Origin of the sequence: Microcoleus sp. Pol11C2, from assembly GCF_036701505.1 — a bacterium.
Taxonomy (GTDB): domain Bacteria; phylum Cyanobacteriota; class Cyanobacteriia; order Cyanobacteriales; family Microcoleaceae; genus Microcoleus.
Genome location: NZ_JAUBQX010000056.1, coordinates 25591 through 39374, shown reverse-complemented (window position 1 = coordinate 39374; position 13784 = coordinate 25591). Strand labels below are relative to the sequence as shown.

At 46.5% G+C, this 13784-nt stretch carries 10 protein-coding genes and 1 pseudogene; 7 read left to right on the top strand and 4 right to left on the bottom strand.

The features are described 5' to 3' along the window. Nucleotides 1-134: 134 nt before the first annotated feature. Nucleotides 135-1052 carry a glycosyltransferase family 2 protein gene (locus QUA42_RS23430; protein WP_333140519.1) on the bottom strand — a complete coding sequence of 306 codons (918 nt, stop codon included), beginning with the start codon at nucleotides 1050-1052 and terminating at the stop codon, nucleotides 135-137. On the opposite strand from QUA42_RS23430, the gene QUA42_RS23425 reads away from it, so the two are divergent. Next, nucleotides 979-1191 (top strand): hypothetical protein, encoded by a 213-nt coding sequence (locus tag QUA42_RS23425; protein WP_333049572.1) that lies wholly within the window; start codon nucleotides 979-981, stop codon nucleotides 1189-1191. The two genes, QUA42_RS23430 and QUA42_RS23425, sit on opposite strands and share 74 nt — an antisense overlap. A gap of 1 nt (nucleotide 1192) precedes the next feature. On the opposite strand, the gene QUA42_RS23420 is transcribed toward QUA42_RS23425, so the two are convergent. Beyond that, a complete protein-coding gene (locus QUA42_RS23420) occupies nucleotides 1193-2161 on the bottom strand; it encodes a glycosyltransferase family 2 protein (protein ID WP_333140517.1) in 969 nt (322 codons plus the stop codon). 193 nt (nucleotides 2162-2354) lie between these two features. On the opposite strand from QUA42_RS23420, the gene cobU reads away from it, so the two are divergent. From cobU to QUA42_RS23405, 3 genes are all read left to right on the top strand, one after another. Beyond that, complete coding sequence (gene cobU / locus QUA42_RS23415; protein ID WP_333140515.1) at nucleotides 2355-2930, top strand: bifunctional adenosylcobinamide kinase/adenosylcobinamide-phosphate guanylyltransferase; 576 nt, start codon at nucleotides 2355-2357, stop codon at nucleotides 2928-2930. 277 nt (nucleotides 2931-3207) lie between these two features. Next, nucleotides 3208-3630 carry a hypothetical protein gene (locus QUA42_RS23410; RefSeq protein WP_333140513.1) on the top strand — a complete coding sequence of 141 codons (423 nt, stop codon included), beginning with the start codon at nucleotides 3208-3210 and terminating at the stop codon, nucleotides 3628-3630. Between the two features lie 77 nt (nucleotides 3631-3707). After that, nucleotides 3708-5777 (top strand): AarF/ABC1/UbiB kinase family protein, encoded by a 2070-nt coding sequence (locus QUA42_RS23405; RefSeq protein WP_333140512.1) that lies wholly within the window; start codon nucleotides 3708-3710, stop codon nucleotides 5775-5777. 79 nt (nucleotides 5778-5856) lie between these two features. On the opposite strand, the gene QUA42_RS23400 is transcribed toward QUA42_RS23405, so the two are convergent. Continuing rightward, nucleotides 5857-6966 carry a hypothetical protein gene (locus QUA42_RS23400; protein WP_333140511.1) on the bottom strand — a complete coding sequence of 370 codons (1110 nt, stop codon included), beginning with the start codon at nucleotides 6964-6966 and terminating at the stop codon, nucleotides 5857-5859. Nucleotides 6967-7560: 594 nt separating this feature from the next. Here QUA42_RS23400 and QUA42_RS23395 point away from each other — a divergent pair. The 3 genes from QUA42_RS23395 to QUA42_RS23385 all read left to right on the top strand — a co-directional run bounded on the left by QUA42_RS23395 (nucleotide 7561) and on the right by QUA42_RS23385 (nucleotide 10317). Beyond that, the gene (locus QUA42_RS23395) at nucleotides 7561-7791 is read left to right on the top strand and encodes an addiction module protein (RefSeq protein ID WP_333140509.1); all 231 of its coding nucleotides are present in this window, start codon (nucleotides 7561-7563) and stop codon (nucleotides 7789-7791) included. A 238-nt stretch (nucleotides 7792-8029) separates the two neighbouring features. Beyond that, nucleotides 8030-8500 carry a Uma2 family endonuclease gene (locus QUA42_RS23390; protein ID WP_445301356.1) on the top strand — a complete coding sequence of 157 codons (471 nt, stop codon included), beginning with the start codon at nucleotides 8030-8032 and terminating at the stop codon, nucleotides 8498-8500. Between the two features lie 470 nt (nucleotides 8501-8970). Next, nucleotides 8971-10317, top strand: coding sequence for a hypothetical protein (locus QUA42_RS23385; RefSeq protein WP_333140507.1), 1347 nt, complete (start codon nucleotides 8971-8973; stop codon nucleotides 10315-10317). A 191-nt stretch (nucleotides 10318-10508) separates the two neighbouring features. Here QUA42_RS23385 and QUA42_RS23380 read toward each other — a convergent pair. Then, nucleotides 10509-13784: pseudogene (locus QUA42_RS23380) on the bottom strand (hypothetical protein); the annotation flags it as partial.

The following is a 13784-nucleotide window of genomic DNA, read 5'->3' as shown; positions in this document are numbered from 1 at the left end:
ACTCGAGCGAATAAGCTTTCATTTTTTCTGCTGATGTACTGAATATAGTGTACCACATTTACATGGAATTTGCTGTATCTGCGTTCATCTGCGTCAATCCGCTGCCATCTGCGGTTAAAATTCGCTACCTACTATTACGGTAATTTCACTTCTGTCTCTTGACTGATAACTACTGGTGGCGACAGAGGCGGTTGAGATTCTGCCACATTCAACTGACCGCCACAACAACGCAACTCGTAAAGTTTTGCATTAATTTGATACTCATATTGACTCAATAACCTTGCATAAATATAGCCAGCTTTTCCATCCAAAAAGCCGAGCTGAATAAAGTAAAATAACATAAATCTGAGCAGTGGTTTAAAAGGCAGCCACACCCAAACTTTTTTGAGAAATCGTTTCCGCTGTACGGCATCTCCAAATAGGTGAGCGCCAATAGTGCCACTGTCGTCACGCCCTTCAATAATATTGTAATAAACACGAGCTTCCCAATTAGAATAGCGGTTGTGCCGTTCTATCCAGTGAAATAAATCGCGGTAATCCTCGTGGATCATGTCATTTTTTAAGTAGCCGACTTGACCAGCTAAAATGACGTGTTCGTGAACTTCGTTGTCGCCAGTATTGGGGACAGATTCAGTGCCGAGATTTTCGTAACGTCCTTTTTGATGCTTGAACAAACGCAAATTCCAGTCGGGATATCTGCCGCCGTAACGCAGCCACTGGCCTAAAAAGAAGACTTTGCGGTTGAGGTAGTAGCCGTCAAAATTGGGGTCTTCGATCGCCTGCGCGATTTCGTCCCAAAGTTCCGGCGGAATGCGCTCGTCGCAATCGACAATTAATACCCATTCGTTGCGAAAGGGCAGATTGTCCAAAGACCAATTTTTCTTTTTGGGCCAGCGGTTGTCGAAGTAGAATTGCACTACTTTTGCGCCGGTGCTGATGGCAATTTCTACCGTGCGATCGCTGCTTTGGGAATCAACCATGAAAACTTCATCCGCCCTGGCAATGCTGGCCAGACACGCAGGTAGATTAAGTTCTTCGTCTTTTGCCGGAATGAGAACTGAAACCGGAATCTTGGATGAACTAGATGTCATAATCGAGTGCTTGAACCTGAATGCGGTCGAGTTTTGGTGGATGAAGTGCCATCGGCACAGCCGCGCCGACGACTTGAGCAGCGAGGGATATTGCCTATAGCCTAATGCCTACTGGTCGATTTCGGTGCAAAAATCAGGCCGCGGATGGCTGCGCTCAAATAACCGATTTGACCCCAGGCAAAAACGAAGTTTTCAAAGCGCAGCCCTGGATCTCTAATATATTTAAAAGACTTCCAGACACCCCTCAAGATTCTTTCACCCCCCCGCCCAAGCTGAGCAATACCGGCTCGATCGGACAATTGTTCGCGATAACACTCGCTGATGCCTTGCCACCACCCGCGCTCTAGAAACCAAGCTTTGTTGAGCCTTTCTCCAGCGACATTGTGCAGCACCAGGGCATCCGGTAGATAAACTACTTGCCAACCTAACTCTAAAGCTAATTCTGTGGCCCGCAACTCTTCATTTGACAGCAACTTTTTGCCGACTCTACCGAGTTTGACATCGAAGCCGCCAATTTGTTCGAGAAAAGCGCGCCGGATTGAGTAGTTTACCCCCCTGGGAGTCAAACCGGCAGCAGTCACGTACAGGCAAGTATCGCCTAAATCGTATGATCCCAAGTTCTGGGCTAATCCCGGTGACAGCCATTCGGGCGGGCGGACTCCAGAAGGCCAGAGCAAATTGACTTTGCCACCAGCTACGGCGAGTTTTTGATTGCTTTGATAAGCCGCGTGCAGCACTCGGAGCCAATTCGGCTCAGCAATAGCGTCGTCGTCGAGATAAGCTAATATTTCGCTGCGAGCTTGCTTAGCTCCAGTGTTCCGGGCTACTGACAGACCGATTTCGGGTTCCCAGACGTACTTGAGGCGCCGATCGCCCTGTCTTGCTTCTACCACCTCGCGGGTACGCGAAGTCGAACTTTCCGGGCTTGCATAATCGCTAGAAGCGTTATCCACTACTAATACTTCAAAGTTGTCGGGAAAATCCTGTACCAGCAAGCTGTCGATCGCCCCCCCTAAATAGGCGGCGCGATTGTGGGTGCAAATAATCGCTGATATCTGAGGGTCTGGCATAAATAACAGCTTGGGAAATACTGGGGCTCGCGATCAACTTACTGTGAAATTGTCTCAACAATGCTATTATCGCTTAAAAAGCATTTGGTAGTTGGCAGTTTAAATCATAATTGGTAATTGGTAATTGGTAATTGGTAATTGGTAATTGTGTTTAATCCTTTGTATGTGACTAATGACTGCTGACTAATCACTAATGAGTAACTCAGAACCCACCACATCGAGACAATTAATCTTAGTAACTGGGCCGGCCCGAAGCGGCAAAAGTGAATGGGCCGAAACTCTGGCGACTGGTTCTGGAAAACAAGTAATCTATGTGGCTACCGGTCGCGTTGATGAAGCCGATTTGGAGTGGCTTCGTCGCCTCGATCAGCACCGAAATCGCCGTCCAGTTGATTGGGCAACTCTAGAAGTGCCGATCGAATTATCGGCAGTTGTGCAAGCAGGCAAGCCCTCAGATTGCTTGTTGATTGATTCCCTGGGAACTTGGACGGCAAATCTTTTGGAACAAGAAGCTGCTGTTTGGGCGACTACGCAGCAAGATTTGCTCGCTAGTTTGAAGTCGGCGGCGGCCGATGTAATTTTGGTAGGGGAAGAAACCGGATGGGGCGTTGTGCCTGCTTATCCGGCGGGGCGGCTGTTTCGCGATCGCCTCGGCACTCTCGTGCGCCACATCGGGGCGATCGCCGATACTGTTTATCTCGCCACCGGAGGTTACGCCTTAAATCTAAGGGCTCTGGGTACCCGGCTCCCGCCCGTAGCGAAAAATTAACAACCGGAGTCGCGATCTACAAGGGAGAAAAAATCTCGGTTTCCCGATGGGCAATTTTAAATTAAAATCAGGTAGAATTTTAACTAAGATTGAAAACTCAAAACTCACATAAATTACTAAAAAAACATACTCCCTCGGGCAACCAGCACAACAATTTGATACGAGGAATAGCCAAATTTTGAAAAAATGTAAAATATAAAATGTCTCTTGAGAAAGAGTGCAAATTTCAAACTGAAAGTCTAAAATCACCAATTAGTTGAAGGGCTGGCTAAAAATTATGGCGTCAGAGAGTGAAGTGAGAAAATATATTGCTTACTGGTTTCAGTTAGGCAAAAAAGTATTAATTCGCAACGGTTCCGAAGCGCTGCTGCCCAAATCGGTAAATGCGGGCGATCGCTACAGCCAGGAATTTGAAGAGTGCTGGCAAAAAATCCTCTCCCCCGATAGCGGAGATTGCTACCTGCAAGGCACAAACGAAACAATTGCCCAACTGCTGACACCAGAATGGGAAATCAGTGGCTGTGCGCGCTGTGCTATGCCCGTAGTGTTCAAACAAACCGGAATGCCACCGGAGTCCTGTCCCTGTTACGACTTACCGAACTGGCCCGATACCGAAATGCCCCAACCTCGATCGCCCGTCAGCAGCCAATCGCAACTCTCAGGCATTCGCGATCGACTCAAAAGATCCAGCGGCGAGTAAGTATATAAGAAGGAAGAAGGGTCTTCTTCCTTAAATTGTTACAATATATTTACAATGCTTCACACTAGGTCTGATTTATGAATGTCAAGACAGTATCGCCAGCCTCCCCGCAAACTTATGTAAATTCAGGGACTCAGGCTGTACTCGGCAATTTCCCAGATGCAAATACAATTCCCCTGCAATCAGTACCAGTATCACTAGAGGCCGAGGTCGTAACGGGCGATCGGCTCAAATCAGCCAGAGACATAGCTTTCGAGTTGGCCGGAGATGCTGTTCGGTACGATCCAGTGGCGATCGCAGCCCTGTACCGAAATCGACCTCTACAAGTCTGGGGAAGGCTGTCGAGCGTTGTTTGGACATTTTTTAGCTTTGCCTTCAGTGTGTGGTTCGACGGCAAAACAGGTCGTACCGCCACCAACCAAAAGCGTCGCGCCGTCCGACTACGAGAAATTCTGGCCCAACTCGGCCCAGCTTTCATTAAAATCGGACAAGCACTCTCAACACGCCCCGACTTAGTACCGCCAGTATATTTAGAAGAACTAACAACGCTGCAAGACCAATTGCCAGCATTTCCGAACGAAGTAGCATATCAATTCATCCAAGAAGAATTGGGAGCCCACCCCAAAGACATCTACGCAGAAATCAGCCCCGATCCGATCGCAGCAGCATCTCTCGGACAAGTCTACAAAGGCAAACTAAAAACCGGAGAAACAGTCGCAATCAAAGTCCAGCGACCGGGTTTAGCCGAAAACATCGGCTTAGATATCTACATCCTGCGGCGCGTTGCAGTTTGGGCACAAAACAACTTCAAAATAATTCGCAGTGACCTCGCAAGCATTATGGACGAGTTGGGCGAGCGCATTTACGAAGAAATGGACTACACCCACGAAGGACAAAATGCCGAACGGTTTGCCAAACTCTACGGCCACATCAAAGACATTTATGTTCCCAGCATCTACTGGGAATATACCCGCCGCCGCGTCTTAACAATGGAGTGGATCACCGGCATCAAACTTACGAATTTAGAAGCCGTTAAAGCTCAAGGAATAGATGCTCCTTACTTAATTGAGGTGGGTGTGCAGTGTTCTCTCAGACAACTCCTAGAACACGGTTTCTTTCACGCTGACCCGCATCCCGGCAATCTTTTGGCAACTCCTGATGGTCAATTAGCTTATCTCGATTTCGGGATGATGAGCGAAGTTAAACCTTATCAGCGATACGGCTTGTTGGAAGCTGTTGTGCATTTGGTGAACCGCGACTTTGAAGGTTTAGCAAAAGATTACGTGAAGTTGGAATTTTTAACTCCCGACACCGATTTAACGCCAATTATTCCAGCTTTGGCGGGCGTATTTAACAATGCTTTGGGTGCTAGCGTTGCCGAACTCAATTTCAAAAGCATTACTGACGAACTTTCGGCGGTAATGTACGAATATCCTTTCCGGGTTCCAGCTTACTATGCTTTGATTATTCGATCGCTCGTCACCTTAGAAGGCATTGCCATCAACGTTGACCCCGAATTCAAAGTGTTGAGCAAAGCTTATCCTTACGTTGCAAAACGGCTGTTGAGCGACCCCGCACCGGAATTGAGAGCATCCCTGCAAGATTTGCTTTTCAAACAAGGCGAATTCCGCTGGAACCGCTTAGAAAACTTGCTCAACAATGCGCGCGAGAGCGAGGATTACGATGTCAGCAAAATCTTGAACCAAGCATTAGAATATTTATTTTCCGAAAGAGGAGATTTCATTCGCGATCGTATTGTCTTGGAATTAGTCAAAAGTCTCGACACACTTTCCAGCAACGCCTTTGGTAACGCCAAATCTGTAGTCGGCGAATGGTTTGGAGTCAAGGCAAATCAACCTGTGGTTTCACAAACTGAACAAAAAAACTTAGAACACATCAAGCGGATTTGGGATATTTTGCAATCCACTCCCGGTTTTGACACGATGAAAGTATTGCAGCTACTGCCGCAGTTGTTGGTGAAACCACAAGTGCAGAACATGGGGCAGAAAGTAGTCGGCGGTTTAGCTCAAAGAGCAGTTGCTAGGTTAATTCGCGAATTTTTGCTTTCCTCCGAACCCGCTGCGATTCCTGAGAATGGAAGCTATCCTAAAACTTCGCCTCAGTTGTCTTTACCTGCTGCGAAGTAGTTTGATTGGGCGTTTTTATGACCGCAGATATTAGCAGATAAACACAGATGAACGCAGATGAAATTTCGTCTGCGTTCTTTTAATTAAGCTTGAATCCTTTAGCAGCTAATTGCTGGCGGAGACTCTGAATCATCACGCGATCGAGAGTATTTTCACCACTATTGGTACTAGATTGGCGCTGTTGTTCAATATATGCTGTACGCTTTTGAGATAAGTCGCGGATCGTCTTTTTAATCGCCTCTCTTTCGGTTTTCTTTCCAGCTACATATGCTCTTTTTTCTGTTAGCGTCATCCCTCGCATGATTTCTGGTAAATTATCATCTGATATTGCCTCTAGTTTAACTGTTCCGTTTTCGAGGGCATCCAGCAAGTCCCAAGAAGCATTATCATAGTATTCAGAAGCTTTGGACGCACTACGCAAAACCGTATTGCTGCCAGCATTACTATCTTCAACTGCTTGACGTTGTTGTCCTATTCTTCCTTCTCTACCGTAGGGAATGTAGGTTTGATTGAGTTTAGTATTCCAAGTAGAAATTTCGTCGTCGTAAGGGGACTTAATTACCACAATTTGTTGGTTTTGATTAATGTTAAAGCTACTGCCTTTTGCTAACTCTGCTCCTGATGCCCAAAGTCTTCGCTCCTGACTTTCGGCTGAACCACAGTAAATTGTATTAACGAGGGTATCTCCTTTAACCGCGAGATTGACAGATTGATTCCAAACTATTGGGCCTTGATCGAATGGTTCATTACCCGCAATAAAAATTACGCGAAAATCTTCCTGATTTTTACTCCAGTTTAATTCTTGCATTGCCGAACGAATTACCCAGCCAGCATATTCTTGACCGCCGTTGGTTTTGATACTAAATAGCTTTTCGGAAACTAAATCTAATTCAGGAGTAAATCCAGTTAATAATCTGACAAAACCTTCCGAAGAAGGTAAAGTGTCGTTACCGTAATGATAGAGAGCAACTTCTAACTCGGGAACTTCGCCATCTTTGGTTACTTTAGTTAAAAAATTAACAATTTGCCAAAGTTGAGTACGAGTCTGGTCGATCAGTCCATCCATGCTATTACTAGAATCTAAAAGGATGGCTATCTGAATTTTTGCTTTAGCGAAAGCTGTTGTGGGAGAACACAAGATACTTAGGGTTAAGGCTGTAGTGAATAAAATTCGAGTTAGTTTCTGCATGGAATTTCCCCTAACAAATGATTTTTTTCCAATTATAGTCAGTGGTAAATGGATTTATTCACTGGTGTCAAGTTACTTGTAACAACATTTTACATTTTTCAGAAACGGGCAAGATGCCCGTTCCACAAAAGTTATTAGTAGGGTGTGTCAGCTATGATTATTTTCGGTTTAAACTAAAAATCTAATAGCTGACGCACCACACAAAACTCAAGGTGCGTCAGAATTATATTTTTGGTGATGATTCATAATTTCGCAACTGACGCACCCTACTACTATTCGTAAAAAACTCGGTTTCTGGGCACTCATGAGAAAATATTGGTAAGATGGTAATCATCGATATTGAGACTGGTGATTACGAAATTGACAAAAATGGCTTGCACGCATCAAATAGTGTCAATAAAAGACATCCAAATGCTCGGTTATTTGGAATTCGCATTGGTTACAACGTAGCAGCTTCTCTTGGTAGCGTGATGGATTGGTGTCAAATAAAAGTCCATTTGTTCTAAAACACGTCGGTGATGGATGGTGCTTTATGTCTCACGCTAATCTAGACGATTTAGAATTCAGATCGTTTCCTGGGAGCAAAATCATCCAATGCTAACTCTAGACCAGCTTATTTCCGAAGCAACTGCCCTACCCGATACCGCCAAGGCTATCCTCCTCGACCAGATCCTAGAAAGCATGACAGAACTGATTGATGGAGATGTTTTGAACGAGGGCGTACACAAAGCTCAAGACCGCATTGCCGAGATTGATAGTAGCACAGTCCAATCCATTTCCGGCGATGTTGGCTTGGCACAAGTTCGACAATTGCTAGGAAAATAAAAGAGGATCGTAAATCTCACATCTCCAAGCTCAAATCGATCGAGGTAACTTACGTAAGTTTACCAGATAGTGTCACTTTTTATCGAGTTGTGAGTTGGTATTATTCACTTTTGATTAATGGAGTATTGTGATGATACCAGCACGAGATAACGATCGGCACTTTACACCAGAAGAGTATTTTATTTGGGAATAAAAGCAGCTATAAAAACACGAACTGATCGATGGTCGGGTTTAGGCAATGAGTGGTGGCACTCAAAATCATAGTGCGATCGCTATAAATTTATTGTTATCGATTATATCTCATCTGCGGGTAAGTAATTGTAATGTTTTTAACTCAGACTTAAAGGTTAACATTCTTAATACTCCTAACTATACCTATCCAGATGTGAGTGTTACTTGCGATAATCGAGATAGAGAAAATGCTATCTATATTACTTATCCCTGCTTAATTGTGGAGGTTTTATCGGATAGCACCGAAGCTTACGATCCAGGGAAGAAGTTTGAAAAGTATCGCCGCCACCCCAATCTTATCGATTATGTATTAGCAAGTTGTGATGAGGTGGCGATCGATATTTATCATAAAAATGATGCTGGTAAATGGGTGATTTTGAGCTATCGGGAGGGCGAACGGCTTGAGTCTCAAAGTATCAATCTAAGTTTGCCTATCGAGCAATTATATGATAAAATTATTTTCGCTCGACAGCCCTAGATATACGAGCCTTAAACGTTATATTTTTGAGGCTATTCTGGTAGAGCCATTCGAGCCATAAGATTTGTCAGAGGAGGTAATTTTTGATGAAATTATGTGAGGATTTGGCAATCGGTGAGGTTAATTCCAAAATCTCAAATCTCAAAGCTTAAATCGATAGAGGTAATTTACGTAAGTCTACAAAATCATGTCACTTTTTCTCATCAGCAGGGCGATCGGGGTAGTTTATTTTTTGAGTTAAGGCAGACAACAAGCTGTTCAGAATGTTCGGAGTTAAACCGCAGATGTTCCGGATCGGTCGATCGGAAAGAGTATTGTACTGTAATTGCGGGACAATTATAAGTTAGACCACCTTTATGCTTTGTTAGGACGCAAGCAAAGTGTGCATATTTCTCCGGATAGACCCATAGCTTTAGAGAATTTAATTGATCAGCAATCAACTACAGTTGACAGAGAGGGAAAATACAAATATGAATAATGCATCCGTTCCTCCATTACTTGTCAATGGCTACGCTAAAACAAAGCTCGTTCCACCCCGTTTCAAAAAGGATGACTTTGCGGTAACTCAAGCTTTTCGATCTAGAGCACGTTTCTTTTCTTTGCTGGAAGCCGAAGAGCGATTGAAGCGGCTTGACCAACCTCGACTCATATCGAGCCTTCATGGTCAGATTGAGCAGATTTTACTGACAATTCCATCGTGGGTCTTCTTTCCAGAGAATTCTCCTGACGAAACCTCACTCATACAAAAATATGCTGACGCATTTCGTCGCATCCTTCAGACTTTACCTACGAATACGAAATTCTTAATCCTCATCAACGAAATATCTCAAGCTCGGCTGACTAAATGGACAGAGGAATTTGGGATTACTGAGAGAACTGAAATTGTCACAACTGACAACACTACAAGGTTCACCGTCTGGGCACAGGATGCTTACTGCGTTTGTGATGACAAGCTGGATAATGAAAAATATTTTGTCGAACCTGCAAGCTTTAACCGTGCTGACGATGCTTATATAGCCGATCATGTTGCTACAAAAACCAACCTTGAAAGCACACAAGTTCAGCTTTACTTTCAAGGGGGAAATATCCTAATCGGTGATGATTTTTGGTTCATCGGTGCAGATTATCCTGAAAACTCCCTTGAGCTTGGATTTGTCATTCCAGAACCTGGAGAATCTGACGCGAAGGCTATTGCTCGTGTATACGGCAATTATCTTGATAAAAGTAGAAAGCTGATTATTGTTGGCTCTAGACTGCCTGTTCCTTCACAAAGAGTAAGACCAATTACAATAAATGGGGAGTCTTGGCAAGAAATTCTTTACTTTGGTAACAACAAAGGTACTGTCCAACCTTTGTTTCACATTGATATGTTTATTAGTCTTGCAGGGCGTAGTGATAGTGGTAAATATCGTGTTGTAGTTGCTGATCCGGCTATGGCTGCTAGTATTCTTGGCGAACCGCTGCCAGAGGGTGCAATGCAAGATGTTTTTGATGATATTGCCTCAAGTTTGTCCGAAATCGAGTTTGAGGTAATTCGGAACCCAATGCCAATGGCATATGACGATGATGATATTGATAAGGTGCGTTATTGGTATTTTGCAACTGGAAATAATGTAATTATTCAAGACACACCAAAAAAAGTTTGGCTACCAACCTATGGACATGATCAATGGTCAAAGCTTTCTCTAACAGACCAGAAAAACAAAGAAATTTGGGAATCGTTGGGATACAGCGTTGAAATGCTTCCAAATTTCCATCCCTTTGCGGCGAATCTTGGTGCAGCTCATTGCATAACCAAGTACCTCTACCGTGTGTAGGTGTGTAATAAGCGCGTAGTCGGTGGTCTAACAATCCTAGTGCATGAAATACTCCATAATTTAGGCTACGACCATCCACAAGCAAAGGGAGACTTCATCTCACCATAACTACGGGAGAGCCCTAAAAACCCGGTTTCTTCAAGAAACCGGGTTTTTATCTATTCGATCGCCCTCAACCAAACCTACAATTACTACAAGGTCGAAATGCCAGCCAAATCGCTATTTGCTAGCGGATTGCTCGGACTTGCAGCCGGAGTAATTAAGAGGCTGTTGTCATTGGCAGAAGTATTAGCAATTGGGGAAATCGCACTATTAACTGTCGTACCGTTCAAAGGAATAATTGGCTGAGTTTGAGCGCTGGTTAGAGAACCCAACAAGCTGTTAGTGTCGTAGATGAGGATGTCATCATCGGTTTCGCTAAAGGTCATCATGGTGGGAATTGCACCGCCATTCAACAAGATATCGTCGGGGATAGTATTGGCAGAAGTTACTGTCAAACTAGCTGGATTAGTCGCTGTTGTTAATGGTTGTAAGGTGACATTTGCTAGCGCAGCAGTCGTGCTGTCTGGCTGACTAATTGATGCAGTAGTTGTGCTGTTTGGCTGACTAATTGGTGCAGTAGTTGTGCTGTTTGGCTGACTAACCGATGCAGGCATAGCACTGGATAAGTTGGTGCTAGAACCGCTGTCGATCGCACCCATAATATCATCGCTATCGACAGGTTCGCCGGTTAAATAATCCGTATTCGAGGGAGTATTGAAAGCTTCAGGTAGCGCACCTCCGGGGGTGACGGGGACAAAGCGAGAACTGTCGATCGCACTGAATTGAGTGTCTTTCACCCAAGCTAAATGTTCGCCGGTGCCTGCGATGCTAATCAAAGCATCGTTAGTATAATTTTCGCCGCCTTGAACGATTTGCAATTGGTCAAAAGTGAGGTTTTGTGCGAGTCCGAAGTAATCGCGATCGCCCTGGAAGTAGAAAATGTTATCAAGTCCCGAACTTGGTGATAGCACAAATATGTCGGAACTACTGCCTCCAATCAGCGAATCTTGGCCGTTCCCGCCCTTGAGCACGTTGTTACCTTCGCCGCCGTAGAGACTGTCATCGCCATCGTTACCGTTCAGGCTGTCATTGCCACTGCCACCATTTAAGAAGTCGTTGCCATTACCGCCATCAAGGGTATCGTTGCTGCTGCCACCATCGAGACTGTCATCGCCTTCGTTACCCAAGAGGTTGTCGCTGTCGGCTTCCCCAGTTAGCAAGTCGTTGCCACAACCGCCGTCAAGGGTGTCCTGACCGGCACCTCCCAGCATGGTGTCGTCCTCGCATTCGCCGAACATTAAGTCGTCGCCGTTACCACCGCCCATCCAGTCGTTGCCACCACCACCTGTGAGGGTATCGTGGCCGGAATCGCCGGTGAGGGTGTCGTCGCCGGAGTCGCCGACAACCATGTCGTTACTGGCCCCGCCGTCCATCAAGTCAGTTTCGTCGCCGCCGTAGAGGGTGTCTTCACCAACTTCGCCTAACATCGTGTCTTGCCCTTGACTGCCAAACATCAAGTCGTTGCCGGCACCTCCGAACAGTTTGTCGTCGTCGATGCTGCCGTCAATTTTGTCGTTGCCAGCGCCGCCGAACAGTTGGTCGTTGCCCGTACCGCCGAACAGTTGGTCGTTGCCCGCGCCGCCGTCTATGCTGTCGTAGCCGGAACCGCCATCGATTTTGTCTTCACCTGCTTCTCCAAAAATCAGGTCGTCGTCTTCGTCACCCCAAATGTTGTCGCTGCCGCTGCCGCCGTTGATGAAGTCGTTGCCGGCTTTTGCCCAAATGTTGTCGTTGCCATCGCCGCCGAGAATCGAGTCGGCGCCGGAACCGCCGTCTATGTTGTCGCTGCCGATTTGTCCGAGGAGGGTGTCGGCTGCATCTCCGCCGTAGATTTGGTCGTTGCCACGGCCGCCGTCGATCAAATCTTGGTCTTCGCGGCCGTAGAGTTCGTCGTCGCCGTCGTGGCCCCACAGGGTGTCATTTCCGGTACCGCTATCGAGGAAGTCGTTGTCGTCGTTACCTTCGAGGCTGTCGTTGCCGGATTGACCGAAAATTCGATCACGCCCTTCTCCCCCTGCTAAAGTATCGTTGTTCGCCCCGCCGTCGATGTAGTCGTCGCCGCTGTTACCGTCGGCGATATCGTTGCCGTCGTTGCCGAAAATTCGATCGCGCCCTTCGCCGCCACTCAAGCTATCATCGCCTGCGTTGCCTTCTAAGTAGTCGTCTCCGTTGTTACCGGAGAGGGTATCAGTACCGATTTGACCAAAAAGTCGATCGGCCCCTTCGCCACCATCAAGGCTGTCATTGCCCGATTCGCCCCGCAGTTGGTCGTCTCCAGTTTGTCCTAACAGGGTATCCTCGTTATCTCCACCCCACAGTTCGTCATTATCGGCATTGCCTTCTAAGAAGTCATTGCCTTGGCGGCCGTATAATTTGTCACGGCCGTCATTGCCGGAGAGAGTGTCGTTTTCGGTGCCGCCATCTACGAAATCGTCCTCTGTTCCGCCAGCTAGGGTATCATCGCCACCTTCCCCGTAGAGGCTGTCATTATTTTCGCCGCCGTCGAGTTGGTCATTGCCTAAACCGCCGAACAGGGTATCGCTGCCGGATTCTCCCAGCAAATTGTCGTTGTCGTCTCCTCCCCACAGGGTGTCGCCGTCGCTGCCACCGAGGAGGGTGTCGAGGCCGGATTGACCGAAAATTCGATCGCGCCCTTGATTCCCCTGAAGCAAATCATTGCCGGAACCGCCATCAACAATGTCATCGCCCCGGTTGCCGATAACCGTATCATCACTGACTTGTCCTAACAGACTGTCGTTATTATCACCACCGTCTAGGAAGTCATTACCGTCGCCACCTTCGAGGGTGTCATTTTCGGTACCGCCGTCGAGGGAGTCGTTACCTAGTTCGCCGAAAAGTCGGTCTGTTCCTGAGTTGCCTTCAAGGATGTCCTCGCCACCGAAGCCGTAGAGAGTGTCGTTGTCACGTTGACCGAGAAGGGTATCGTTGCCATCGCCCGCCAACAGCGAGTCATCGCCGGAACCACCTTCTAATAAGTCATTGCCAGCTTGACCGAACAGCGTATCTTTGTTATCGCCACCGTAGAGGCTGTCGTTGCCTTCTGCTGCATCAAGGATGTCATCGCCGTTTTCGCCCCAGAGGTAATCATCCCCAGCTTGGGCGGACAAAGTGTCATCATCTTGACCTCCCCACAGATAATCGTTGTCACTTCCGGCATTGAGAAAGTCTTTGCCATCGCCACCGTAGAGACTGTCATTGCCTTCTGCTGCATTTAGGATGTCATCGCCGTTTTCGCCCCAGAGGTAATCATCCCCAGCTTGGGCGGACAAAGTGTCATCATTTTGACCTCCCCAGAGATAGTCGTTGCCAATTCCAGCATCGAGGATATCTTTACCGTCGCCACC

Coding starts and splice junctions, on each gene's coding strand:
- QUA42_RS23405 (WP_333140512.1), top strand. CDS start 3,708: ATGAATGTCAAGACAGTATCGCCAGCCTCCCCGCAAACTTATGTAAAT.
- QUA42_RS23425 (WP_333049572.1), top strand. CDS start 979: ATGAAAACTTCATCCGCCCTGGCAATGCTGGCCAGACACGCAGGTAGA.
- QUA42_RS23420 (WP_333140517.1), bottom strand. CDS start 2,161: ATGCCAGACCCTCAGATATCAGCGATTATTTGCACCCACAATCGCGCC.
- cobU (WP_333140515.1), top strand. CDS start 2,355: ATGAGTAACTCAGAACCCACCACATCGAGACAATTAATCTTAGTAACT.
- QUA42_RS23400 (WP_333140511.1), bottom strand. CDS start 6,966: ATGCAGAAACTAACTCGAATTTTATTCACTACAGCCTTAACCCTAAGT.
- QUA42_RS23395 (WP_333140509.1), top strand. CDS start 7,561: ATGCTAACTCTAGACCAGCTTATTTCCGAAGCAACTGCCCTACCCGAT.
- QUA42_RS23390 (WP_445301356.1), top strand. CDS start 8,030: ATGAGTGGTGGCACTCAAAATCATAGTGCGATCGCTATAAATTTATTG.
- QUA42_RS23410 (WP_333140513.1), top strand. CDS start 3,208: ATGGCGTCAGAGAGTGAAGTGAGAAAATATATTGCTTACTGGTTTCAG.
- QUA42_RS23385 (WP_333140507.1), top strand. CDS start 8,971: ATGAATAATGCATCCGTTCCTCCATTACTTGTCAATGGCTACGCTAAA.